The organism is Enterobacter cloacae complex sp. 277I4 (assembly GCF_050031465.1).
In the GTDB taxonomy this organism is placed as follows: domain Bacteria; phylum Pseudomonadota; class Gammaproteobacteria; order Enterobacterales; family Enterobacteriaceae; genus Enterobacter; species Enterobacter cloacae.
In genome coordinates this window covers 11863-37802 of the sequence record NZ_JBLGWC010000003.1, presented here as the reverse complement: position 1 = coordinate 37802, position 25940 = coordinate 11863, and the positions used below count along the sequence as shown (strand labels likewise).

The window sequence follows — 25940 nt, the reverse complement described above, 5'->3', positions numbered from 1 at the left end:
GCTTTCTGTATTCAAAATCCGCCTGTAAAACGAGTGCCCTGTGCGTGAAAAGGGATGGGCGGTAGCGTGTCAGAACATGTCGGGAGGAATATTCCGTGAGTGATGAAGCCGATGAAGCATATTCAGTGACAGAACAACTGACCATGACAGGAATAAACCGGATACGCCAGGAAATAAATGTTCATGGTATTCCTGTTTATCTCTGTGAAGCATGCGGAAATCCTATTCCGGAAGCCCGGCGGAAAATATTTCCCGGTGTGACGTTGTGCGTTGAATGTCAGGCGTATCAGGAAAGGCAGAGGAAACACTATGCATAAATCAGAAAATGAAAAAATAGATTTTATTCTGGATGAGCATGAGCGGATATCCAGAAAACAGGGTTCTTTGTGTATGGCACTGGGTAAGGGATTTTTAGTTATAGCTATTCTTTGTGGTGTTGCCACATTCTGTGTTTCTGGCCTGTATCTGAAATCCCTGTGCCTGTCCGTTGCCTGCTGTTGTGGGGTATTCAGTCGTATTTTTAATTATTACAGCGTACCGGAGGAATCACGCATGGTACTCAGTCGTCAGGAATTACTCCGGCTTATGCGTCTGACTGAAGACGTACCAGATGTGAGACAGGAACTGCTTAACCGTTTGTTGTCCGGTAAAAAACTGACTGGTCGGGATGAACAGGATATCCGGCGTCTCTGGCAGGAGAAAGTGGATGCAATGCAGGAGTCTGCCACCCGTCAGCGTGAACAGGATACTATTCGGAAGTTTACTGAAGGGAATAAATCCGAATGAGAATCTGCAGTGTTTTATGACCTCATAAGTTAACTGAAGGGATATTCAGTGATTAATATACAAGCGGAGATAATAAAGAATGCATACCTTTATTTTTCTTGTGCTGATAAAAAATATTAACGGTGGCGGAAGCTGGAATATTACACCCATGCCAAATACGGACGTATGCGTGCAGGTTCTTCGGACAATCGAAGCACATGGCGGCAGGGGCTTTGGAAATACAGGGGAGTGTATTGAAGTTAAAACAAATGAACCTTTGAACAGCGTGATGGAAACACTAAATGGTGGTGGGCAATGAGTGCTTACTGCTTCGAAGGAAAATGAAATGAAGTCGATATATTTAAAATCTGTTCTGGCTTTTATATTTGTTGGCGTTATGGCTATGATTGTATGTATTCCTTTTTACATCGTTTACCTTGCGCAACAACCTGCAACACCAGAACAACTGACAGAGATTTTACAGGAAACTCCCTGTGCAGCAGAAGCATTTCAGGAGACACTTAATTATCAGTCTGAACCTTTAACACTTGGTAAGGCAAATAAAATCGCATCAGAATGCAGAAAAAGAAACGAAATGGCAGAGGTGAAACGTGTAAGAGAAAATGAGCGCAATAAGATTCGCGAAAAACAAATTCAGGCATTAAATGATGCTCATTCAGTAAAGGAACGTTAATCCTGGTTTCCTGTTAAAAGCCTCCATCTCTTATTTGTGCTGTGGTTTCAGGAATGGCACTGCGTGATATATCCACGGCCACAGACTGATATTTTCCTTTTTTAAACGCACTAAGGAATACTCATATGAGTAATAACCCACTTGAGGCCGTCACTCAGGCGGTTAACTCCCTCGTCACAGCACTGAAACTGCCTGACGAATCCGCAAAGGCCAATGAAGTTCTGGGCGAAATGAGCTTCCCGCAGTTCAGCCGTCTGCTGCCGTACCGTGATTACAACCAGGAATCCGGTCTGTTCATGAATGACACCACGATGGGCTTTATGCTGGAAGCCATTCCCATCAATGGGGCGAATAAGTCCATTGTGGAGGCACTCGATCACATGCTGCGCACCAAACTGCCGCGCGGTATTCCGTTGTGTATCCATCTGATGTCCAGTCAGCTGGTTGGTGACAGGATTGAGTACGGGCTGCGTGAGTTCTCCTGGTCAGGTGAACAGGCTGAACGGTTTAACGCCATTACCCGGGCCTATTATATGAAAGCGGCAGCGACACAGTTTCCGCTGCCGGAGGGGATGAATCTGCCCCTGACCCTGCGCCATTACCGGGTATTTATCTCGTACTGTTCTCCCTCGAAGAAAAAAAGCCGGGCTGACATTCTGGAAATGGAAAACCTGGTGAAAATCATCCGGGCGTCGTTACAGGGGGCCAGTATCGCCACACAGACGGTGGATGCACAGGCCTTTATCGATATTGTCGGGGAGATGATTAACCATAACCCGGACTCCCTGTACCCGAAAAGACGTCAGCTGGACCCGTATTCTGATCTGAATTATCAGTGTGTGGAGGACAGTTTTGACCTGAATGTCCGGGCTGATTACCTGACGCTGGGCCTGCGTGAGAACGGCAGGAACAGCACGGCCCGTATCCTGAATTTCCATCTGGCCCGTAACCCGGAAATCGCCTTCCTGTGGAATATGGCCGACAACTACAGCAACCTGCTGAACCCGGAACTGTCCATCTCCTGTCCGTTCATCCTGACGCTGACTCTGGTGGTGGAAGACCAGGTGAAAACCCACAGCGAAGCCAACCTGAAGTACATGGACCTGGAGAAAAAGTCGAAGACCTCCTATGCCAAATGGTTTCCGTCCGTGGAGAAAGAGGCGAAGGAGTGGGGGGAACTGCGTCAGCGTCTGGGCTCCGGTCAGTCTTCTGTCGTGTCCTACTTCCTCAACATCACAGCATTCTGCAAGGACAACAATGAAACGGCGCTGGAAGTGGAGCAGGACATCCTGAACAGCTTCCGTAAAAACGGTTTTGAGCTGATTTCACCGCGCTTTAACCACATGCGCAATTTCCTGACCTGTCTGCCCTTTATGGCCGGGAAAGGGTTGTTTAAACAGCTGAAAGAGGCCGGAGTGGTTCAGCGCGCAGAGAGCTTTAATGTTGCCAACCTGATGCCGTTAGTGGCGGATAACCCCCTGACACCGGCAGGTCTGCTGGCACCCACCTACCGTAACCAGCTGGCGTTTATCGATATTTTCTTCCGGGGGATGAATAACACCAACTACAACATGGCGGTCTGTGGCACCTCCGGGGCCGGTAAAACCGGGCTGATACAGCCACTTATCCGCAGCGTGCTGGACTCCGGGGGCTTTGCCGTGGTGTTCGACATGGGGGATGGCTACAAGTCCCTGTGTGAGAACATGGGTGGCGTATATCTGGACGGTGAAACCCTGCGTTTTAACCCGTTTGCGAACATCACCGATATTGACCAGTCAGCGGAGCGTGTCCGTGACCAGTTGTCAGTGATGGCCAGCCCCAACGGTAACCTGGATGAAGTGCATGAAGGTCTGCTGCTGCAGGCGGTCAGGGCCTCCTGGCTGGCCAAAGAGAACAGGGCACGTATTGATGACGTGGTGGATTTCCTGAAAAACGCCAGTGACAGCGAGCAGTATGCCGGGTCACCGACCATCCGCAGCCGTCTGGACGAAATGATTGTGCTGCTTGACCAGTACACTGCCAACGGCACTTACGGCCAGTATTTTAACTCCGATGAGCCGTCCCTGCGGGATGATGCGAAAATGGTGGTGCTGGAGCTGGGCGGACTGGAAGACCGTCCGTCACTGCTGGTTGCGGTGATGTTCTCCCTGATTATCTACATCGAGAACAGGATGTACCGCACGCCGCGTAACCTCAAGAAACTGAACGTTATTGATGAAGGCTGGCGTCTGCTGGACTTCAAAAATCGCAAGGTCGGTGAGTTTATTGAGAAAGGTTACCGTACCGCCCGCCGTCATACCGGTGCCTATATCACCATCACACAGAACATCGTCGACTTTGACTCTGACAAGGCCTCCAGTGCGGCCCGTGCGGCATGGGGTAACTCCTCCTACAAAATTATCCTCAAACAGAGTGCGAAGGAGTTCGCAAAATACAACCAGCTGTATCCGGACCAGTTCCAGCCACTGCAGCGCGACATGATTGGTAAGTTTGGTGCGGCCAAAGACCAGTGGTTCAGTTCCTTCCTGCTGCAGGTGGAAAACCATTCCTCCTGGCACCGCCTGTTTGTGGACCCGTTAAGCCGCGCCATGTACAGCTCTGACGGCCCGGATTTTGAGTTTGTGCAGCAGAAACGTAAAGAGGGGCTGAGTATTCATGAGGCGGTGTGGCAGCTGGCGTGGAAGAAGTCAGGGCCGGAGATGGCTTCGCTGGAAGCCTGGCTGGAAGAACATGAGAAATACAGGAGTGTTGCATGACCACAACGCAAAAAACGACGGATGTTACAGCCCCCCGACGCAGCCACTGGTGGTGGACGGTGCCGGGATGCCTGGCAATGGTGTTACTGAACGCAGCCGTCAGTTACGGCATTGTCAGACTGAACGCACCGGTGACTGCCGCCTTCAACATGAAACAGACCGTGGATGCGTTTTTTGACAGCGCCAGTCAGAAACAACTGTCAGAAGCACAGTCAAAAGCCCTTTCAGCGCGTTTTAACACGGCACTGGAAGCCAGCCTGCAGGCGTGGCAGCAGAAACACCACGCGGTCATCCTGGTGTCGCCTGCCGTGGTACAGGGGGCTCCGGATATCACCCGGGAAATCCAGCAGGATATTGCCCGGCGAATGAGAGCGGAACCATGAGATGCCGGGGGCTGATTGCCCTGCTGATATGGGGGCAGAGTGTGGCCGCCGCCGATCTTGGCACCTGGGGCGATCTGTGGCCGGTAAAGGAGCCGGACATGCTGACGGTGATCATGCAGCGCCTGACGGCACTGGAGCAGTCCGGTGAGATGGGCCGGAAAATGGATGCCTTTAAGGAGCGGGTGATCCGCAACAGTCTGCGGCCCCCTGCCGTGCCCGGTATCGGACGCACGGAGAAATACAGCAGCCGGTTGTTTGACCCGTCCGTCAGACTGGCTGCGGATATCCGGGATAACGAAGGGCGGGTGTTTGCCCGTCAGGGTGAAGTGATGAATCCGCTGCAGTATGTGCCTTTTAACCAGACGCTGTATTTCATCAATGGCGATGATCCGGCGCAGGTGGCCTGGATGAAACGCCAGACGCCGCCCACACTGGAGAGCAAAATTATCCTCGTGCAGGGCAGTATCCCGGAGATGCAGAAGTCTCTGGACAGCCGTGTTTACTTTGACCAGAACGGTGTGCTCTGCCAGCGCCTCGGCATTGATCAGGTCCCGGCACGGGTGAGCGCCGTTCCCGGCGATCGCTTCCTGAAGGTGGAATTTATTCCGGCAGAGGAGGGCAGAAAATGAAGCGAAGCCTGTGGCTGCTGATGTTATTCCTTCTCGCCGGTCATGTCCCTGCGGCATCTGCGGATTCTGCCTGTGAGGGGCGTTTTGTAAACCCGATCACGGATATCTGCTGGAGCTGTATTTTCCCGCTCTCGCTGGGCAGTATCAAAGTCAGTCAGGGTAAGGTCCCCGACACGGCGAACCCGTCGATGCCCATTCAGATTTGTCCGGCACCGCCGCCGCTGTTCAGGCGTATCGGGCTGGCCATTGGTTACTGGGAGCCGATGGCGCTGACGGACGTCACCCGGTCACCGGGATGCATGGTGAACCTGGGCTTCAGCCTGCCGGCTTTTGGTAAAACGGCACAGGGAACGGCGAAAAAGGATGAGAAGCAGGTGAACGGGGCGTTCTATCACGTTCACTGGTACAAATACCCGCTGACGTACTGGCTTAACATCATCACATCGCTGGGCTGTCTGGAAGGTGGTGACCTGGATATCGCTTATCTTTCTGAAATTGACCCCACCTGGACGGACAGCAGCCTGACCACCATTCTCAATCCGGAAGCTGTCATCTTTGCCAATCCGATAGCACAGGGGGCCTGTGCAGCAGATGCCATTGCCAGCGCCTTTAATATGCCTCTCGATGTTCTGTTCTGGTGTGCCGGTTCGCAGGGCAGTATGTACCCGTTCAATGGCTGGGTGAGTAATGAGTCCAGTCCGTTGCAGTCCTCCCTGCTGGTCAGTGAACGCATGGCGTTCAAACTACACCGTCAGGGCATGATTATGGAAACCATCGGGAAAAATAACGCCGTCTGTAATGAATATCCGTCCCCAATCCTGCCTAAAGAACGCTGGCGTTATCAGATGGTGAATATGTATCCGGACAGCGGACAGTGCCATCCGTTCGGGCGCAGTGTGATGCGCTGGGAGACGGGAAAAAATCCGCCCAACACAAAGAAAAACTTCGGCTACCTGATGTGGCGTAAACGTAACTGTGTATTCCTGTAAATCATTTTAATGAATAAGAGGAAATGAAAATGGCAACAATGGACAGTAAATATATTCAGCACCTCAGGAAAATAAGTGCTGTACTGCTCAGGCTGATAAGCAGAACATTAAAATTATTTCCTTTTGGTCTTGTAATAGTGCCCGTTATATTATTTTATTTTGCACCTGACAGTTTTCTCGCTGAAATTATTCATGAATGGAAGAACGCAGATATATCAGAACAAGTGACACTTGTCAGATTATATCTGAAGGTGACATTTACATGTGCGTTTGTGGCTGTTTTTCTCAATTATCTTTTTTCTGATGAGTTCATGCCTGTAAATAGCAGAAAGTGAGAAATATCATGAACCGGAAAATATTTGCACTTTTTGCTCTGACAGCAGGGATGCATCTTGCTGTTCATGCTTCAGAAAATGTGAACACAACTGAAAACCGCCAGTTCCTGAAGCAGCAGGAAAATTTAAGCAGACAACTGCGAGAGAAACCTGACCATCAGCTGAAAGCCTGGGCGGAGAAACAGGTGCTGGAAAACCCCCTTCAGCGTTCAGATAACCATTTTCTGGATGAGCTGGTTCGTAAACAGCAGGCTTCGCAGGACGGGAAACCCCGGCAGGGTGCCCTGTATTTTGTGTCGTTTTCCATTCCCGAAGAGGGGCTGAAACGGATGCTGGGCGAAACCCGGCACTACGGTATACCCGCCACACTGCGGGGCATGGTGAACAATGACCTGAAGACCACCGCTGAAGCCGTGCTGTCCCTGGTGAAAGACGGCGCGACTGATGGTGTTCAGATCGACCCGACGCTGTTTTCACAGTACGGCATTCGCAGTGTACCGGCACTGGTGGTGTTCTGCAGTCAGGGATACGACATCATCCGGGGAAACCTGCGGGTCGGCCAGGCGCTGGAGAAAGTGGCCGCCACGGGTGACTGCCGGCAGGTGGCTCATGATTTACTGGCAGGGAAAGGAGATTCCGGGAAATGAAACGTATTTTACCTCTGATACTGGCTCTGGTTGCCGGCATGGCACAGGCTGACAGCAACAGTGATTACCGGGCCGGTTCTGATTTTGCCCGTCAGATTCAGGGGCAGGGTACAGGCAGTATTCAGGGCTTTAAGCCACAGGAGAGTATCCCCAGCTATAACGCGAATCCGGACGAGACAAAATATTACGGTGGCGTGACTGCCGGCGGGGATGGCGGCCTGAAAAATGACGGCACCACGGAATGGGCGACCGGTGAAACCGGAAAAACCATCACAGAGTCCTTCATGAACAAGCCGAAAGACATTCTGTCACCGGATGCACCGTTCATTCAGACCGGCAGGGATGTGGTGAACCGGGCTGACAGCATTGTGGGAAATACCGGACAGCAGTGCAGTGCGCAGGAGATAAACCGCAGTGAATTCACAAACTATACCTGTGAGCGGGACACGATGGTGGAGGAGTACTGCACACGGACTGCCAGTATCACCGGGGACTGGAAATACACGGATGAATATCGTGAAGTGACGATACCGCACTCACAGTTCCGGTTCAGTATGAACGGGCTGAAACTGGTGTTCAGTGTCACGGCTCCGGTAACCGGTACAGTGGAAAGTGCATCATTGTCTGTATACGCCGCTTTTTTCTTCCTGAACTCCCGTTATACCTTCATGAATACAACCTTTAATGTCGGCCTGGCAAACGGGCAGTCGGATACTTACCCCCTGTCCGGGGCGACAGGTTTGCAGGTGACACAGGGGCAGGTTCTGACCGGTAGTGGCTGTACTGCTAACGGTAATTGCCTCCCGCACGGGAATGGTGACAGGAAAGTCTATGAATCGCTTGTCAGTGGTGCTTCCACCTTTACGCTGAAACTCAGGATGAAGGTCCGTGATAAAGAATGGGTTCCCCGGGTGGAGTGGGTGGAGAGTTGTCCGTTTAATAAAGCGGATGGCGTGCTGACAGGCACTGAGTGTTCAGAGCCGGGTGGTACGAAAACCGGAGTGATGGAAGGTAAACCCTGGAACATCACACAGGCATGCTGGGCATACCGGGATAAATATGTCACTCAGTCCGCAGATAACGGCACCTGTCAGAAATATGTCGATAATCCGGCCTGTACGCTGGCCTCACGTCAGTGCGCGTTTTATTCCGATGAGGGAACCTGTCTGCATGAGTACGCCACGTACTCCTGCGAGTCCAGAACATCAGGAAAAGTGATGGTCTGTGGTGGTGATGTCTTCTGCCTTGACGGTGAATGCGATAAGGCACAGAGCGGAAAAAGCAGTGATTTTGGTGAAGCAGTATCACAGCTGGCTGCGCTTGCCGCCGCAGGTAAGGATGTTGCCGCCCTGAATGGTGTGGATGTCAGGGCTTTCACGGGTGAGGCGAAATTCTGCCGTAAGGCCGCAGCCGGCTTCAGTAACTGCTGTAAGGATGGTGGCTGGGGTCAGGATGTGGGTCTGGCGAAGTGCAACAGCGAAGAAAAGGCGCTGGGAAAGGCAAAGGACAACAAACTGACCGTCAGTGTCGGAGAGTTCTGTTCGAAGAAAGTGCTGGGTGTCTGTCTGCAGAAAAAGCGCAGCTACTGCCAGTTTGATTCGAAGCTGGCGCAGATAGTCCAGCAGCAGGGGCGTAACGGGCAGTTGCGTATCGGGTTTGGCAGTGCGAAGCATCCTGACTGTCGGGGGATTACGGTTGATGAGCTGCAGAAAATTCAGTTCGACAGACTGGATTTCACTAACTTCTACGAAGACCTGATGAATAACCAGAAAATCCCGGACAGTGGCGTTCTGACGCAGAAAGTGAAAGAGCAGATTGCTGACCAGCTGAAACAGGCAGGACAGTAAGGTATGGAAAATAACCGGGGGAAATGATGAAAGTTATATTCACTTCTAATCGTCTTGTTGATTTTCTTATCCGGCTTTCGATTACAGCGATTGTCATTTCCCCGGTAATTATCTGGTCGTGGGATACGGTAAAAGAAACCACGGCAGACGGGATGCTTGCCGCTGCTTTCGTTATCCTTTACTCCGGTGTGCTCCTGTTTATTCTGTATTTTTGTTTTTCTGCCCTGACTGGCCTGCAGAAAGATGATGAAAGAAAAAATGATGAAAGGAATGAAGATGAATAAAGCATTACTGCCACTGTTACTCTGCTGCTTTATTTTTCCGGCGTCAGGGAAAGATGCAGGCTGGCAGTGGTATAACGAGAAAATAAATCCGAAGGAAAAAGAAAATAAACCTGTACCTGCAGCCCCCCGTCAGGAGCCGGATATTATGCAGAAACTGGCCGCGCTGCAGACGGCAACAAAGCGGGCGCTGTACGAAGCCATTCTGTATCCCGGCGTGGATAATTTTGTTAAATATTTCCGGCTGCAGAATTACTGGACTCAGCAGGCCGGGCTTTTCACCATGAGTGCTAAAAAGGCCATGCTGGCACATCCCGAACTGGACTATAACCTGCAGTACAGCCATTACAACGGCACGGTACGGAACCAGCTGGCGGCAGACCAGGCGCAGCAGCGACAGGCCATTGCGAAACTGGCTGAACACTACGGCATCATGTTCTTTTACCGGGGGCAGGACCCCATCGACGGGCAACTGGCGCAGGTCATTAATGGCTTCAGGGATACCTATGGTCTGAGTGTTATTCCCGTTTCCGTGGATGGCGTGATTAATCCGCTGTTGCCGGATTCCCGGACTGACCAGGGGCAGGCGCAGCGCCTCGGTGTGAAATATTTCCCGGCCATGATGCTGGTTGACCCGAAACAGGGCAGTGTTCGCCCGTTATCATACGGCTTTATTTCACAGGACGACCTGGCAAAACAGTTCCTGAACGTTTCTGAAGATTTTAAACCGAATTTTTAACCAAAGGTTATATATGCATACAGGGGATTTGTGTTTTTTTACAGGTGCCAGCCTGTTTATCGTGGGGGTTGTTGGTTATTTCTTTACAGGACCAAATAATAAAGGAGTTTATCTGCTGAGCTCGTTTGTCTTCTTTGTAGTAAATGTCATAAGTGTATGTATGCTGCCAGATAATTTCTTGTTTCTTTGTGGTGCGGTTATGAATCAGTGTGCCGTACCGGTTGTTTCAATGGCAGTCAGTACCATACCGGTTATCACGAAGTTTGACAGTTTCAGAAGGATGTTTGTTTGTATTATGTTGTCATCAGCATGGTCCGGAGTGATGTGGTTTTTTATAAGGGGGCTTATGACAGGCTAAGTCATATAAAACGGTAATAAAAACCATACAAAATAATGAGGTTGATCTGATTAATATCACACAAACGCGAATATTACAGACATGAATACTCTCATGTAAATAATAACCGGAGTTTAACATGATAAGTAAATACAGATTCTCTTTACCCCGGCTTGATATTACGGGAATGTGGGTATTTTCCCTGGGTGTCTGGTTTCATATCGTCGCCCGTCTTGTTTACAGCAAACCCTGGATGGCTTTTTTTCTGGCGGAGTTGATTGCGGCCATCCTTGTGCTGTTCGGCGCATACCAGGTGCTGGATGCATGGATTGCACGTGTCAGCCTGGAAGAGCGTGAGGCACTGGAAGCCAGGCAACAGGCCATGATGGAAGGGCAGCAGGAGGGCGGACATGTCTCTCACTAAATTACTGCCGGTCATTTTGTTGATGATGGCCACAGGTGTGCAGGCCTCCACCCGGGATGAAATTGAACGACTCTGGAATCCGCAGGGTATGGCCGTGCAGCCTGCACAACCGGCAGCAGACACATCAGCCAGAACAGAAAAGCCGGCTCCCCGCTGGTTCCGCCTCAGCAACGGCAGGCAGGTTAACCTGGCCGACTGGAAGGTGGTGCTGTTTATGCAGGGGCATTGCCCTTACTGTCACCAGTTTGACCCGGTACTGAAACAGCTGGCACAGCAGTACGGCTTTTCCGTTTTTCCCTACACCCTGGATGGTCAGGGGGATACCGCCTTTCCGGAAGCATTACCGGTGCCACCGGACGTGATGCAGACCTTCTTCCCGAATATCCCGGTGGCCACACCGACTACCTTCCTGGTCAACGTCAACACACTTGAGGCATTACCGCTTTTGCAGGGGGCAACGGATGCCGCCAGTTTTATGGCGCGGATGGATACCGTTCTGCAGATGTACGGAGAGGAAAAAGGTACGAAATAAGCAGGTGGTGTTACTCATTGCCGGAATATCCGGCATCGCGACGGGAATAATCGTCAGCCTGAATATCCCCTTTATCCGTCAGGGGCTTTTTTATCCCGCCAGCCCTGTGGAAATTGTCGTTTCGCTGTGTCTTACCTTTTCTGTTTCTGTTGTGTTTTTTGTGGGGGCAATTGTGGGATGGATTTCGGTGTCTGAAATATATTACAGCCGCATGAACGGTCTGAATGAATCATCGGAAATATCAGAGGAAACTTATAATGAAAGAAAAAAGAAATGATGCGGAACTAAAAAACAGAAAAACTAAACGGGATTATGATTATGAACGCAGGGTTTCTGATATATATTTTGATCTGTTTTTTGTGTTCGTTGCTGCCGGAACTTTTTTATGGGTGATTATGCATAGTATTTTTGATGCCTGTATTGATTCGTGGAAAGCTGACCCGGAATTAAATAATTTTCGTTATATGTGGAACATCCTGATGTATGTCATTCCGTATACGTTATGGGCGTTTGCAGGTGGATTTCTTATCGTATACGTCAGGAACCCTTTAAATGAATTAATAAACGGGGGGATCAGAATATTCCGGCTGAAACGCCGTATGCGCCGGGAGAAGAAATTAAGGGAGGGTGGCAATAATGCTTCGCATTAAACCTCTTCTGGTTCTTTGTGCCGCTTTACTGACGGTCACACCCGCAGCGTCAGCGGATGTGAACAGCGACATGAATCAGTTCTTTAATAAGCTGGGATTTGCTTCCAATACCACACAACCGGGCGTCTGGCAGGGGCAGGCCGCCGGGTATGCCTATGGTGGCTCCCTGTATGCCCGCACCCAGGTCAAAAATATCCAGCTGATTTCCATGACGCTGCCGGATATCAATGCCGGATGTGGCGGCATCGACGCCTATCTCGGCTCGTTCAGTTTTATTAATGGCGATCAGTTGCAGCGTTTTGTTAAGCAGATTATGAGCAACGCTGCCGGTTACTTTTTTGACCTTGCCCTGCAGGCAACGGTGCCGGAAATCAAAACCGCAAAAGACTTCCTGCAGAAAATGGCAAGCGACATTAACAGTATGAACCTCAGCTCCTGTCAGGTGGCGCAGGGGATTGTCGGAGGATTATTTCCTCAGACTCAGGTGTCACAGCAGAAGGTCTGTCAGGACATTGCCGGTGAGAGCAATATTTTTGCTGACTGGGCCGCGTCCCGTCAGGGCTGCACGGTCGGAGGACAGTCATCGTCTGTTCGTGACAAGGCCAGTGACAAAGATAAGGAACGGGTGCTGAAGAACATCAATATCATCTGGGACTCGCTGTCCAAAAACAGGATGCTTGATGGTAACAAAGAACTGAAAGAATTTATTATGACGCTCACCGGTACGCTGATTTTTGGGGAAGACAGCGAGATTACCCCCCTGCCGGCGCGTACCACTGACCGCGATATCCTCCGGGCGATTATGGAGGGGGGAACGGCAAAAGTTTATCACTGCAACGATTCGGACAAGTGTCTGAAGGTGGTGGCGGATGCAAATGTGACCATCGCCCGGGATAAAGCCCTGAAATCACAGATTACAAAACTGCTCACCAGTATTCAGAATAAAGCGGTGAGTGATACTCCACTGGATGACAGGGAAAAAGGCTTCATTTCCAGCACCACCGTCCCCGTCTTTAAATATCTTATTGACCCGCAGATGCTCGGTGTATCCAGCAGCGTGGTTTACCAGCTGACGGACTATATCGGCTACGACATCATGCTCCAGTACATTCAGGAACTGCTTCAGCAGGCCCGGGCCATGATTGCCACCGGGAACTATCCACAGACCGTGCTGGACAGTGTGCTGGAGAATCTGAATCAGGCACAGCAACAGATTGCGGTTTTCCAGGGGCAGGTAAAGGTCCAGCAGGATGCATTGCTGGTTGTTGACCGTCAGATGAGCTATATGCGCCAGCAGCTTTCCGCCCGCATGCTCAGCCGTTACCAGAACAACTATCACTTCGGAGGGAGCACGCTGTGAATGAAGTCTATGTGATTGCCGGTGGTGAGTGGTTACGCAATAACCTGAACGCCATTGCCGCCTTTATGGGGACCCGGACGTGGGATTCCATCGAAAAAATTGCGCTCACATTGTCTGTTCTCGCGGTGGCCGTGATGTGGGTACAGCGGCACAACGTGATGGATTTGCTGGGCTGGGTGGCCGTGTTTGTGCTTATCAGCCTGCTGGTTAATGTCCGTACATCGGTGCAGATTATTGATAACAGTGACCTGGTCCAGGTTCACCGGGTGGATAATGTGCCTGTCGGACTGGCGATGCCACTTTCACTGACGACCCGTATCGGGCATGCAATGGTGGCCAGTTACGAGATGATATTCACCCAGCCTGACAGCGCCACCTACAGCAAGACAGGCATGCTGTTCGGGGCGAACCTGATTGTGAAAAGCACCGATTTTCTGTCCCGGAATCCGGAAATCATCAATCTGTTTCAGGACTACGTCCAGAACTGCGTGCTGGGGGATATTTACCTGAACCACAAATACACGCTGGAAGACCTGATGGCCTCCGCTGACCCCTACACGCTGATTTTTTCCCGGCCCAGCCCGCTACGGGGCGTTTATGACAGCAATAATAATTTCATAACCTGTAAAGATGCGTCGGTCACGCTGAAAGACAGGCTGAATCTCGATACAAAGACGGGAGGCAAGACCTGGCATTATTATGTGCAGCAGATATTTGGCGGCAGACCGGACCCGGACCTGTTATTCAGGCAACTGGTGAGTGACAGTTACAGTTATTTCTACGGCTCCAGCCAGTCTGCCAGTCATATTATGCGCCAGAACGTCACCATGAATGCCCTGAAAGAGGGTATCACCAGTAATGCAGCCCGTAACGGTGATACCGCCAGCCTGGTCAGTCTGGCCACGACTTCGTCGATGGAGAAACAGCGTCTGGCACATGTCTCCATTGGTCATGTGCTGATGCGAAACCTGCCGATGGTGCAGACCATTCTGGTGGGCATTACCATTGGTATCTTCCCGCTCCTGGTACTGGCGGCTGTCTTCAACAGACTGACGCTGTCTGTTCTGAGAGGCTATGTGTTTGCTCTGATGTGGTTCCAGACCTGGCCGTTGCTGTATGCCATTCTGAACAGTGCCATGACATTCTATGCAAAGCAGAATGGTGCACCGGTCGTGCTCTCTGAACTCTCTCAGATACAGCTGAAATACTCCGACCTGGCGTCCACTGCCGGATATATATCTGTCATGATACCCCCGTTGTCATGGATGATGGTAAAAGGCCTTGGCGCAGGTTTTTCCAGCGTGTACAGCCATTTCGCTTCCTCTGCTATCAGCCCGACTGCCAGTGCGGCAGGTAGTGTGGTTGACGGTAATTACTCCTACGGCAACATGCAGACGGAAAACGTGAACGGCTTCAGCTGGAGCACCAACAGCACCACGTCGTTTGGTCAGATGATGTACCAGACCGGCAGTGGCGCAACTGCCACACAGACCCGTGACGGTAATATGGTGATGGATGCGAGCGGGGCGATGTCCCGGTTACCGGTCGGTATCAATGCAACGCGTCAGATTGCAGCGGCACAACAGGAAATGGCCCGGGAGGCGTCGAACAGAGCAGAAAGCGCCCTGCATGGGTTCAGCAGCAGTATTGCCAGTGCCTGGAACTCGCTCAGCCAGTTTGGTTCTAACCGGGGGAGCAGTGATTCTGTCACAGGTGGTGCTGACAGCACGATGAGCGCACAGGACTCCATGATGGCCAGCCGTATGCGCAGTGCAGTGGAAAGCTATGCGAAGGCGCATAATATCAGTAATGAGCAGGCGACTCAGGAACTGGCATCCAGAAGTACGAGAGCTTCTGCCGGGATGTATGGAGATGCTCATGCTGAATGGGGGGTTAAACCTAAAATTCTTGGTGTTGGTGGAGGATTAGGCGTTAGAGGTGGTGGTCGGGCTGGTATTGATTGGGAAGATAATGATGCGCATACGGCAAGTAGTAATACTCAGTCGAGCCATAATGCTCGTCATGATATCGATGCCAGAGCTACACAAGACTTTAAAGAGGCCAGCGATTATTTTACCAGTCGCAAGGTCAGTGAGTCCGGCAGCCATACGGACAATAATGCTGATTCCCGTGTGGATCAGTTGTCTGCAGCCCTGAATTCAGCGAAGCAGAGTTACGACCAGTACACGACGAATATGACCCGCAGCCATGAATATGCTGAAATGGCATCCCGTACTGAAAGCATGAGTGGGCAGATGAGTGAAGACCTGTCGCAACAGTTTGCACAGTATGTAATGAAACACGCGCCACAGGATGCAGAAGCTATTCTGACAAACACCAGTTCACCGGAGATTGCAGAACGTCGTCGGGCGATGGCCTGGTCTTTTGTGCAGGAACAGGTACAGCCTGGTGTTGATAATGCCTGGCGGGAATCCCGTGGTGATATTGGTAAAGGAATGGAGAGCGTACCTTCGGGTGGTGGCAGTCAGGATATTATTGCTGACCATCAGGGGCATCAGGCCATTATTGATCAAAGAACGCAGGACAGTAATATCCGTAATGATGTAAAACATCAGGTTGATAATATGGTCACAGAATATAAAGGGAATATAGGTGATACTCAGAACAGCGTACGTGGCGAGGAAAATATTGTAAGAGGACAGTATTCTGAACTGCAGAATCACCATAAAACAGAGGCATTATCTCAGAATAATAAATATAATGAAGAAAAGTCGGCTCAGGAAAGAATGCCCGGGGCTGACAGTCCACAGGAACTGATGAAAAGGGCAAAGGAATATCAGGATAAGTATAAGCAATAATGCTGTTTTTGGGAGATGATAATGAGATGTTTAACCCATATTACTCTGGTAACGGTGATACAGTTTATCGCCTGTTATCTGGCTAGTTGGGGGAATGCCGAAACAATTTTTATGCTGTTCTTCATAGTACTATGGCAGGGACTGTTTATATGGTTGTTCTCTCAAATACGAAAAAAACGGAATGTGTCGGATGAGTTTAAGTTTAGTAAAGGCGTTTGGTATATAACGATGCCAGTATCTTCCTTACTCTCTCCATTATTAAGCCTGATGGTTTTTATCATTGGTACACTATACGAATTAAGGCGAGTTAGTGGTTGTGTAAGCGTAAGAGAATGGATGCAATCTCAGGTAAATGAACAAACTAATGAAGATTTGCATCTGGATTTTGATAATATGGATTTTCATCGTACTAATCCTGCAACAGGGTTACCTATGTCAGGTATTGGTGTGGATATCGGTGGTAATTCATATGGTTATAGTTCAAAACGATATGATGAGTGAATCTTAATTTGTATATTATGACGTTTTATTCAATATGAAGGAACATTGATGAAAATGAAAAAATTGATGATGGTTGCACTGGTCAGTTCCACTCTGGCCCTTTCAGGGTGTGGTGCGATGAGCACAGCAATCAAGAAGCGTAACCTTGAGGTGAAGACTCAGATGAGTGAGACCATCTGGCTTGAACCCGCCAGCGAACGCACGGTATTTCTGCAGATCAAAAACACGTCTGATAAAGACATGAGTGGGCTGCAGGGCAAAATTGCTGATGCTGTGAAAGCAAAAGGATATCAGGTGGTGACTTCTCCGGATAAAGCCTACTACTGGATTCAGGCGAATGTGCTGAAGGCCGATAAGATGGATCTGCGGGAGTCTCAGGGATGGCTGAACCGTGGTTATGAAGGCGCAGCAGTTGGTGCAGCGTTAGGTGCCGGTATTACCGGCTATAACTCAAATTCTGCCGGTGCCACACTCGGTGTAGGCCTTGCTGCTGGTCTGGTGGGTATGGCTGCAGATGCGATGGTGGAAGATGTGAACTATACCATGATCACGGATGTACAGATTGCAGAGCGTACTAAGGCAACGGTGACAACGGATAATGTTGCCGCCCTGCGTCAGGGCACATCAGGTGCGAAAATTCAGACCAGTACTGAAACAGGTAACCAGCATAAATACCAGACCCGTGTGGTTTCAAATGCGAACAAGGTTAACCTGAAATTTGAAGAGGCGAAGCCTGTTCTCGAAGACCAACTGGCCAAATCAATCGCAAATATTCTCTGAACCTCGTCAGGAGGCTGATCTGACCGGCCTCCTTGCTGACGCCTCGCGTTGCTCGTTGTCCAACCCCGGGATGTAACAAAATAAATTTTGTCACCTCCCGGCGTTTCCGAAATAAATATGAAAACACTGAGCGGTTGTGCAAATTCTTTGTGCGACCGTGAAGTGTTGCCGGCGAAGCCGGGATCTTCCGGAGAAAGTCATTATGACATCAGACAATATCGCTGAATATGTTGGTGAGAATAATCAATTTACTGAGAAGCCTGTAACTGAATACCCCCCGGTGATACAGGATAATACAGTGACCACTAAAGACTATCTGTACAGCAATAATATTGATACTGACCTTTTAGTGGTTATCGGAGGGCTTATTGTTATATTGTTTCTCATGATGCTTATCATGTACTTTATTAATTCTCTCAGGCATAAGGAATTAACTGAAATACTGACAAAAATATCTTTTCCTGAAAAATCCGGGAGCAATTTGCTTAAACCGGAGGCGGTCAGCTGTAATTTGTTGTCCCTGTGTGTGCTGGCACCGGTATTCTGTACACCCAGAAAGCTGGCTGAAGTTTCCAGGGAGATCATCGTGGCGAGTGCGCAGGAAATTGCATGGACGCCGGGGAGCAGTCGTATTGATGGCCACCAGGCGGAGAATATCACCTGGGCGATTTCATCGCAGTCTCCTGCCGATAAGTATGATCTCATCAATAAAACGTCCTGTGTTTCTCCTGACAGTGGCCGTTTTTATGAACCGGACACAGTTCTGGATCACCGTGAACGGGTACGCCTTTTTATTCAGATCCAGTTTCCGCATGGGAGTGACTGGTCTGAAGTATTGCGCCTGACTGACATTGTTACAGAGAAGGTCTCTTCCGGCAGGACTGCAGGCGGGCATCACCACCGGCATACAGGGTACACCTGGTCTGTTTCTGTGAATTAACCCCACATCATCCTTTTCTGCCCTGTTCCAGATTTTCCCGGAGTTTCATCATGAGTTTTAACGCAAAGGATATGACCCAGGGCGGTCAGATTGCGTCCATGCGTATCCGCATGTTCAGCCAGATCGCCAATATCATGCTTTACTGCCTGTTTATTTTTTTCTGGATCCTCATTGGTCTGGTCTTATGGGTAAAAATAAGCTGGCAGACGTTTATCAACGGCTGTATTTACTGGTGGTGTACGTCACTGGAAGGCATGCGGGATTTAATAAAATCCCAGCCGGTCTATGAGATCCAGTATTACGGCAAAACCTTCCGGATGAACGCTGCCCAGGTACTGCATGATAAATATATGATCTGGTGCGGAGAGCAGCTATGGTCTGCATTCGTTCTGGCGTCTGTCGTGGCCCTGGTTATTTGCCTGATCACCTTCTTTGTTGTCTCCTGGATTCTGGGGCGTCAGGGTAAACAACAGAGCGAAAATGAAGTCACAGGTGGTCGTCAGCTGACAGACAATCCGAAAGACGTTGCCCGGATGCTGAAAAAAGACGGCAAGGACTCCGATATCCGGATTGGCGACCTGCCGATTATCCGGGATTCCGAAATCCAGAACTTCTGTCTGCACGGCACGGTCGGGGCCGGTAAGTCGGAGGTTATCCGTCGTCTGGCCAACTATGCCCGTCAGCGCGGTGATATGGTGGTGATTTATGACCGTTCAGGGGAATTTGTTAAAAGTTACTATGATCCCTCCATCGATAAAATCCTGAATCCGCTGGATGCCCGCTGTGCCGCATGGGATTTGTGGAAGGAGTGCCTGACACAGCCGGATTTTGATAATACCGCGAACACGCTGATCCCTATGGGTACAAAAGAGGACCCGTTCTGGCAGGGTTCAGGACGTACCATTTTTGCGGAAGCGGCGTACCTGATGCGTAATGACCCCAACCGCAGCTACAGCAAACTGGTGGACACACTGCTTTCCATCAAAATTGAAAAACTGCGTACCTTCCTGCGTAATTCACCGGCGGCCAACCTGGTGGAAGAGAAAATTGAGAAAACGGCGATTTCCATCCGTGCTGTGCTGACCAACTACGTGAAAGCCATCCGTTACCTGCAGGGGATTGAGCATAACGGTGATCCCTTCACCATCCGTGACTGGATGCGTGGTGTCCGGGAAGATCAGAAAAACGGCTGGCTGTTTATTTCGTCGAACGCCGACACCCATGCCTCCCTGAAGCCTGTGATCTCCATGTGGCTGTCCATTGCCATTCGTGGTCTGCTGGCAATGGGAGAAAACCGTAACCGTCGTGTGTGGTTTTTCTGTGATGAGTTACCCACGTTACACAAACTGCCGGATCTGGTGGAGATCCTGCCGGAAGCCCGTAAGTTCGGTGGCTGTTATGTGTTTGGTATCCAGTCCTATGCCCAGCTGGAAGATATCTACGGTGAGAAAGCGGCGGCCACGCTGTTTGACGTCATGAACACCCGTGCTTTTTTCCGTTCCCCGAGCCATAAGATTGCAGAGTTCGCTGCCGGTGAGATTGGTGAGAAAGAGCACCTGAAAGCCAGCGAGCAGTATTCCTACGGTGCTGACCCGGTACGTGACGGGGTATCGACCGGTAAGGATATGGAGCGTCAGACGCTGGTCAGTTATTCCGACATTCAGTCTCTGCCGGATCTGACCTGCTATGTCACTCTGCCCGGACCGTATCCGGCAGTCAAACTCTCTCTGAAATATCAGGCACGACCGAAGGTCGCTCCGGAGTTTATTCCGCGTGACATCAACCCGGAAATGGAGAACCGTCTGAGTGCCGTACTTGCCGCAAGGGAAGCAGAAGGTCGTCAGATGGCCAGCCTCTTTGAACCGGAGGTTGCCTCCGGAGAAGATGTGACTCAGGCTGAACAGCCACAACAGCCACAACAGCCACAACAGCCACAACAGCCACAACAGCCACAACAGCCACAACAGCCAGTGTCTTCTGTCATCAATGATAAGAAGTCAGATGCAGGTGTGAGTGTTCCGGCAGGGGGGATCGAGCAGGAGCTGAAAATGAAACCGGAAGAAGAGATGGAACAGCAACTGCCACCCGGGATCAGTGAATCCGGTGAAGTGGTGGATATGGCCGCTTATGAGGCATGGCAACAGGAAAATCATCCGGACATCCAGCAGCATATGCAGCGTCGTGAAGAGGTGAACATTAATGTGCACCGGGAGCGCGGGGAGGATGTTGAGCCGGGAGATGATTTCTGATGTTGAGTTTCAGCGTTGTTAAATCGGCAGGCAGTGCCGGAAACTATTACACCGACAAGGATAATTACTATGTGCTGGGCAGCATGGGAGAACGCTGGGCTGGTCAGGGGGCTGAACAGCTTGGGCTGCAGGGCAGCGTCGATAAGGATGTTTTTACCCGTCTTCTGGAGGGCAGGCTGCCGGACGGGGCGGATTTAAGCCGCATGCAGGATGGCAGTAATAAGCATCGTCCCGGCTACGACCTGACCTTCTCCGCCCCCAAAAGTGTCTCCATGATGGCCATGCTCGGGGGGGATAAACGTCTTATTGATGCACATAACCAGGCCGTGGATTTTGCTGTCCGTCAGGTGGAGGCGCTGGCTTCCACACGGGTGATGACGGACGGACAGTCAGAAACGGTGCTGACCGGTAATCTGGTGATGGCACTGTTTAACCATGACACCAGTCGCGATCAGGACCCACAGTTACACACGCATGTAGTGGTGGCTAATGTCACGCAGCATAACGGCGAGTGGAAGACACTGAGCAGTGACAAAGTGGGGAAAACCGGATTTTCCGAGAACGTGCTAGCGAACCGGATTGCGTTCGGGAAAATATATCAGAGTGAGTTACGTCAGCGCGTTGAGGCGCTGGGTTATGAAACCGAAGTGGTCGGTAAGCACGGTATGTGGGAGATGCCGGGCGTACCGGTGGAGGCCTTTTCCAGTCGTTCACAGGCTATCAGGGAGGCCGTCGGTGAAGACGCCTCGCTGAAATCCCGGGATGTGGCGGCACTGGATACGCGAAAATCCAAACAGCACGTCGATCCTGAAGTCAGAATGGCTGAATGGATGCAGACGCTGAAGGAAACCGGGTTCGACATCCGGGCATATCGTGACGCGGCGGATCAGCGTGCGGAGATCCGCACGCAGGCGCCCGGGCCTGCTTCACAGGACGGGCCGGATGTGCAGCAGGCGGTGACACAGGCGATTGCCGGATTAAGTGAACGAAAAGTGCAGTTCACGTATACGGACGTGCTGGCCAGGACGGTCGGCATACTGCCGCCGGAAAATGGTGTGATTGAACGGGCACGCGCCGGTATCGATGAGGCCATCAGCCGTGAGCAGCTTATCCCCCTCGACCGTGAGAAGGGGCTGTTCACATCAGGAATTCATGTGCTCGATGAGCTGTCCGTCCGGGCACTCAGTCGTGACATCATGAAACAGAACCGGGTGACCGTACATCCGGAGAAAAGTGTCCCCCGGACGGCTGGTTACAGCGATGCGGTCAGTGTTCTGGCACAGGACCGTCCGTCGCTGGCCATTGTGTCCGGGCAGGGCGGTGCAGCCGGGCAGCGTGAGCGGGTGGCTGAACTGGTCATGATGGCCCGGGAGCAGGGGCGGGAGGTGCAGATTATCGCTGCTGACCGTCGCTCGCAGATGAACCTGAAGCAGGATGAACGGCTGTCCGGTGAGCTGATAACCGGACGTCGTCAGCTGCAGGAGGGCATGGTCTTCACGCCGGGCAGTACTGTTATCGTCGACCAGGGCGAAAAACTCTCCCTGAAAGAGACGTTAACCCTGCTGGATGGTGCCGCACGTCATAACGTACAGGTCCTGATAACCGACAGCGGGCAGCGAACCGGTACAGGCAGTGCGCTGATGGCCATGAAGGATGCCGGGGTGAACACGTATCGCTGGCAGGGCGGAGAACAGCGACCGGCAACCATCATCAGTGAACCGGACCGGAATGTCCGCTATGACCGGCTGGCCGGAGATTTTGCGGCCAGCGTGAAAGCCGGAGAAGAGAGCGTGGCACAGGTCAGCGGGGTACGGGAACAGGCCATACTGACACAGGCCATTCGCAGTGAGCTGAAAACACAGGGCGTGCTCGGACACCCGGAGGTGACCATGACCGCCCTGTCACCGGTCTGGCTGGACAGCCGGAGCCGTTATCTGCGGGATATGTACCGACCGGGGATGGTGATGGAGCAGTGGAACCCGGAGACACGCAGTCATGACCGCTATGTTATCGACCGGGTGACGGCGCAGAGTCACAGCCTGACCCTGCGGGATGCGCAGGGCGAAACGCAGGTGGTGCGTATTTCCTCCCTGGACAGCAGCTGGTCGCTGTTCCGGCCGGAAAAAATGCCGGTGGCAGACGGCGAGCGACTGAGGGTGACAGGGAAAATTCCCGGACTCCGCGTCTCCGGCGGTGACCGCCTGCAGGTGGCATCCGTCAGTGAAGATGCGATGACGGTTGTTGTGCCGGGGCGGGCTGAACCGGCCACCCTGCCTGTGGCTGATTCACCGTTCACGGCACTGAAGCTGGAGAACGGCTGGGTGGAAACGCCCGGGCATTCCGTCAGTGACAGTGCGACGGTGTTTGCCTCCGTCACACAGATGGCAATGGACAACGCCACCCTGAACGGTCTGGCCCGCAGCGGTCGTGATGTCCGGCTGTATTCCTCACTGGATGAAACCCGTACTGCGGAAAAACTTGCCCGCCATCCCTCCTTTACGGTGGTTTCTGAGCAGATAAAGGCGCGGGCCGGTGAGACATCGCTGGAAACCGCTATCAGTCTGCAGAAAACCGGGCTGCACACGCCGGCACAGCAGGCCATTCATCTGGCCCTTCCTGTGCTGGAAAGTAAAAACCTGGCCTTCAGCATGGTGGACCTGCTGACAGAGGCGAAGTCGTTTGCTGCAGAAGGAACCGGTTTTACTGAACTGGGAGGGGAAATCAATGCGCAGATAAAACGCGGTGACTTACTGTATGTGGATGTGGCAAAAGGCTATGGCACAGGCCTGCTGGTTTCCCGTGCGTCGTATGAGGCAGAAAAAAGTATTCTTCGCCATATTCTCGAAGGTAAGGAGGCGGTCACGCCGCTGATGGAGAGAGTACCCGGCGAACTCATGGAGACGTTAACGTCGGGACAGCGTGCCGCCACCCGTATGATACTGGAAACGTCCGACCGTTTCACGGTGGTACAGGGTTATGCCGGTGTGGGTAAGACCACACAGTTCCGGGCGGTGATGTCAGCCGTGAACATGCTGCCGGCGAGTGAGCGTCCCCGAGTTGTGGGGCTGGGGCCCACGCACCGTGCGGTCGGTGAGATGCGCAGCGCCGGCGTGGATGCACAGACGCTGGCGTCCTTTCTGCATGACACGCAGCTGCAGCAGCGCAGCGGAGAAACGCCGGATTTCAGCAACACGCTGTTCCTGCTCGATGAGAGCTCAATGGTGGGCAATACCGACATGGCACGGGCATACGCCCTGATTGCGGCCGGTGGCGGTCGTGCCGTGGCCAGTGGTGACACGGACCAGCTGCAGGCCATCGCGCCCGGTCAGCCTTTCCGTCTCCAGCAGACGCGCAGTGCTGCCGATGTGGTCATCATGAAGGAGATTGTGCGTCAGACGCCGGAACTGCGGGAGGCGGTATACAGCCTGATTAACCGGGATGTGGAAAGGGCACTGTCCGGGCTTGAGAGTGTGAAACCGTCTCAGGTTCCCCGTCAGGAGGGCGCATGGGCACCGGAGCACTCCGTGACGGAGTTCAGTCACAGCCAGGAAGCGAAACTGGCAGAAGCGCAGCAGAAGGCGATGCTGAAAGGTGAGACTTTTCCGGATGTCCCCATGACACTGTATGAAGCCATTGTCCGCGACTATACCGGCAGGACACCGGAAGCACGGGAGCAGACGCTGATTGTCACGCACCTGAATGAGGACCGGCGCGTACTGAACAGCATGATTCATGATGCACGGGAAAAGGCCGGTGAGCTGGGGAAAGAGCAGGTCATGGTGCCTGTCCTGAACACAGCGAATATACGTGACGGGGAGCTGCGTCGTCTCTCCACCTGGGAGAATAACCCGGATGCCCTTGCCCTGGTGGATAGTGTGTATCACCGGATTGCCGGTATCAGCAAGGATGACGGGCTGATAACCCTGGAGGATGCGGAAGGTAACACGCGGCTGATTTCGCCCCGGGAGGCGGTGGCTGAAGGTGTCACACTGTACACCCCGGACAAAATCCGGGTGGGGACCGGCGACCGGATGCGCTTCACGAAGAGTGACCGGGAGCGCGGTTATGTGGCCAACAGCGTCTGGACGGTGACAGCGGTTTCCGGTGACAGTGTCACGTTGTCAGACGGACAGCAGACCCGGGTGATTCGCCCCGGCCAGGAGCGGGCAGAGCAACATATTGACCTGGCTTATGCCATCACCGCCCACGGTGCGCAGGGGGCGAGTGAAACCTTTGCCATCGCGCTTGAAGGCACGGAAGGTAACCGGAAACTGATGGCCGGCTTTGAGTCAGCCTACGTGGCCCTGTCGCGTATGAAGCAGCATGTGCAGGTGTACACCGATAACCGTCAGGGCTGGACGGATGCCATTAACAATGCCGTACAGAAAGGAACTGCCCACGATGTGCTGGAGCCGAAACCGGACCGGGAGGTCATGAATGCGCAGCGGCTGTTCAGTACGGCACGGGAACTGCGGGACGTGGCGGCAGGCCGTGCCGTTCTCCGTCAGGCAGGGCTGGCCGGGGGAGACAGCCCTGCACGGTTTATTGCACCGGGACGTAAATATCCGCAGCCGTATGTGGCACTGCCGGCGTTTGACCGTAACGGCAAGTCCGCCGGTATCTGGCTGAACCCACTGACCACGGATGACGGAAACGGGCTGCGGGGATTCAGCGGTGAAGGACGGGTGAAAGGCAGCGGGGATGCGCAGTTCGTGGCCCTGCAGGGTAGCCGTAACGGAGAGAGCCTGCTGGCTGATAATATGCAGGATGGTGTCCGGATTGCCCGTGATAATCCTGACAGCGGTGTGGTGGTAAGAATTGCCGGTGAAGGTCGTCCGTGGAATCCCGGTGCCATCACCGGTGGTCGCGTGTGGGGGGATATCCCGGACAGCAGCGTCCAGCCGGGAGCCGGAAATGGCGAACCGGTCACGGCAGAGGTGCTGGCACAGCGGCAGGCTGAAGAGGCCATCCGCCGTGAAACGGAACGCCGTGCAGATGAAATTGTCCGTAAAATGGCAGAGAACAAACCTGACCTGCCGGATGGCAAAACAGAGCAGGCTGTCAGGGAAATTGCCGGGCAGGAGCGTGACCGGGCTGACATAACTGAACGGGAAGCCGCGCTGCCGGAGAGTGTGCTGCGTGAATCACAACGGGAGCAGGAAGCGGTCCGGGAGGTTGCCCGGGAAAATCTGCTGCAGGAGCGTCTGCAGCAGATAGAGCGGGATATGGTTCGTGACCTGCAGAAAGAGAAAACCCTGGGCGGAGACTGATACAGGAAGATAA

The 25940-nt window shown here is 52.4% G+C and carries 25 protein-coding genes; all 25 read left to right on the top strand.

What is annotated here, in order from left to right:
- Positions 1 to 95 precede the first annotated feature (95 nt).
- Complete coding sequence (gene traR, locus ACQG19_RS26645) at positions 96 to 317, top strand: conjugal transfer protein TraR (protein WP_001278683.1); 222 nt, start codon at positions 96 to 98, stop codon at positions 315 to 317.
- Positions 310 to 786 (top strand): hypothetical protein, encoded by a 477-nt coding sequence (locus tag ACQG19_RS26640; protein ID WP_000549587.1) that lies wholly within the window; start codon positions 310 to 312, stop codon positions 784 to 786. The genes traR and ACQG19_RS26640 overlap by 8 nt, the downstream gene beginning before the upstream one ends.
- Positions 787 to 865: 79 nt before the next feature.
- Positions 866 to 1084 carry a hypothetical protein gene (locus ACQG19_RS26635; protein WP_000556745.1) on the top strand — a complete coding sequence of 73 codons (219 nt, stop codon included), beginning with the start codon at positions 866 to 868 and terminating at the stop codon, positions 1082 to 1084.
- A gap of 27 nt (positions 1085 to 1111) precedes the next feature.
- Positions 1112 to 1459: a hypothetical protein gene (locus ACQG19_RS26630; protein ID WP_000836682.1), complete on the top strand. Its 348-nt coding sequence runs from the start codon at positions 1112 to 1114 to the stop codon at positions 1457 to 1459.
- Positions 1460 to 1584: 125 nt separating this feature from the next.
- A complete protein-coding gene (traC, locus tag ACQG19_RS26625; RefSeq protein ID WP_000069777.1) occupies positions 1585 to 4215 on the top strand; it encodes a type IV secretion system protein TraC in 2631 nt (876 codons plus the stop codon).
- Positions 4212 to 4598: a type-F conjugative transfer system protein TrbI gene (trbI, locus tag ACQG19_RS26620; protein ID WP_000214084.1), complete on the top strand. Its 387-nt coding sequence runs from the start codon at positions 4212 to 4214 to the stop codon at positions 4596 to 4598. Before traC ends, trbI begins: the two co-directional genes overlap by 4 nt.
- A complete protein-coding gene (traW, locus tag ACQG19_RS26615; protein WP_001203728.1) occupies positions 4595 to 5227 on the top strand; it encodes a type-F conjugative transfer system protein TraW in 633 nt (210 codons plus the stop codon). The genes trbI and traW overlap by 4 nt, the downstream gene beginning before the upstream one ends.
- Positions 5224 to 6216, top strand: coding sequence for a conjugal transfer pilus assembly protein TraU (gene traU / locus ACQG19_RS26610; RefSeq protein ID WP_000830838.1), 993 nt, complete (start codon positions 5224 to 5226; stop codon positions 6214 to 6216). The genes traW and traU overlap by 4 nt, the downstream gene beginning before the upstream one ends.
- Positions 6217 to 6245: 29 nt before the next feature.
- Positions 6246 to 6551, top strand: a complete 306-nt coding sequence (locus ACQG19_RS26605) for a hypothetical protein (protein ID WP_000224416.1) — start codon at positions 6246 to 6248, stop codon at positions 6549 to 6551.
- Between the two features lie 8 nt (positions 6552 to 6559).
- Positions 6560 to 7198: a type-F conjugative transfer system pilin assembly protein TrbC gene (trbC, locus tag ACQG19_RS26600; RefSeq protein ID WP_001080256.1), complete on the top strand. Its 639-nt coding sequence runs from the start codon at positions 6560 to 6562 to the stop codon at positions 7196 to 7198.
- A complete protein-coding gene (gene traN / locus ACQG19_RS26595) occupies positions 7195 to 9045 on the top strand; it encodes a type-F conjugative transfer system mating-pair stabilization protein TraN (RefSeq protein WP_000821856.1) in 1851 nt (616 codons plus the stop codon). Before trbC ends, traN begins: the two co-directional genes overlap by 4 nt.
- A gap of 26 nt (positions 9046 to 9071) precedes the next feature.
- Positions 9072 to 9329 carry a conjugal transfer protein TrbE gene (locus tag ACQG19_RS26590; RefSeq protein ID WP_000864353.1) on the top strand — a complete coding sequence of 86 codons (258 nt, stop codon included), beginning with the start codon at positions 9072 to 9074 and terminating at the stop codon, positions 9327 to 9329.
- Positions 9322 to 10065, top strand: a complete 744-nt coding sequence (gene traF / locus ACQG19_RS26585; protein WP_001030371.1) for a type-F conjugative transfer system pilin assembly protein TraF — start codon at positions 9322 to 9324, stop codon at positions 10063 to 10065. The genes ACQG19_RS26590 and traF overlap by 8 nt, the downstream gene beginning before the upstream one ends.
- Positions 10066 to 10078: 13 nt before the next feature.
- Positions 10079 to 10423, top strand: a complete 345-nt coding sequence (trbA, locus tag ACQG19_RS26580) for a conjugal transfer protein TrbA (RefSeq protein ID WP_000556796.1) — start codon at positions 10079 to 10081, stop codon at positions 10421 to 10423.
- Positions 10424 to 10541: 118 nt separating this feature from the next.
- On the top strand, positions 10542 to 10826 hold the full coding sequence (traQ, locus tag ACQG19_RS26575; RefSeq protein ID WP_000624194.1) for a type-F conjugative transfer system pilin chaperone TraQ: 285 nt from the start codon (positions 10542 to 10544) through the stop codon (positions 10824 to 10826).
- On the top strand, positions 10813 to 11358 hold the full coding sequence (gene trbB / locus ACQG19_RS26570) for a type-F conjugative transfer system pilin assembly thiol-disulfide isomerase TrbB (RefSeq protein ID WP_000059831.1): 546 nt from the start codon (positions 10813 to 10815) through the stop codon (positions 11356 to 11358). The genes traQ and trbB overlap by 14 nt, the downstream gene beginning before the upstream one ends.
- Entirely contained in the window at positions 11288 to 11635 is a 348-nt protein-coding gene (trbJ, locus tag ACQG19_RS26565) for a P-type conjugative transfer protein TrbJ (RefSeq protein ID WP_001309242.1), read from the top strand. The genes trbB and trbJ overlap by 71 nt, the downstream gene beginning before the upstream one ends.
- Complete coding sequence (trbF, locus tag ACQG19_RS26560; RefSeq protein WP_000660699.1) at positions 11616 to 12008, top strand: F-type conjugal transfer protein TrbF; 393 nt, start codon at positions 11616 to 11618, stop codon at positions 12006 to 12008. Before trbJ ends, trbF begins: the two co-directional genes overlap by 20 nt.
- A complete protein-coding gene (gene traH, locus ACQG19_RS26555; RefSeq protein WP_000944331.1) occupies positions 11995 to 13368 on the top strand; it encodes a conjugal transfer pilus assembly protein TraH in 1374 nt (457 codons plus the stop codon). Before trbF ends, traH begins: the two co-directional genes overlap by 14 nt.
- Positions 13365 to 16187 carry a conjugal transfer mating-pair stabilization protein TraG gene (gene traG, locus ACQG19_RS26550; RefSeq protein ID WP_001007039.1) on the top strand — a complete coding sequence of 941 codons (2823 nt, stop codon included), beginning with the start codon at positions 13365 to 13367 and terminating at the stop codon, positions 16185 to 16187. Before traH ends, traG begins: the two co-directional genes overlap by 4 nt.
- 21 nt (positions 16188 to 16208) lie before the next feature.
- Entirely contained in the window at positions 16209 to 16688 is a 480-nt protein-coding gene (locus tag ACQG19_RS26545) for a hypothetical protein (RefSeq protein ID WP_001405921.1), read from the top strand.
- Between the two features lie 48 nt (positions 16689 to 16736).
- A complete protein-coding gene (gene traT, locus ACQG19_RS26540) occupies positions 16737 to 17468 on the top strand; it encodes a conjugal transfer complement resistance protein TraT (RefSeq protein WP_000782451.1) in 732 nt (243 codons plus the stop codon).
- 202 nt (positions 17469 to 17670) lie between these two features.
- On the top strand, positions 17671 to 18408 hold the full coding sequence (locus ACQG19_RS26535; RefSeq protein ID WP_000199905.1) for a hypothetical protein: 738 nt from the start codon (positions 17671 to 17673) through the stop codon (positions 18406 to 18408).
- Between the two features lie 50 nt (positions 18409 to 18458).
- A complete protein-coding gene (gene traD, locus ACQG19_RS26530) occupies positions 18459 to 20657 on the top strand; it encodes a type IV conjugative transfer system coupling protein TraD (protein WP_000009332.1) in 2199 nt (732 codons plus the stop codon).
- Positions 20657 to 25927 (top strand): conjugative transfer relaxase/helicase TraI, encoded by a 5271-nt coding sequence (traI, locus tag ACQG19_RS26525; protein WP_000948354.1) that lies wholly within the window; start codon positions 20657 to 20659, stop codon positions 25925 to 25927. The genes traD and traI overlap by 1 nt, the downstream gene beginning before the upstream one ends.
- Positions 25928 to 25940 lie beyond the last annotated feature (13 nt).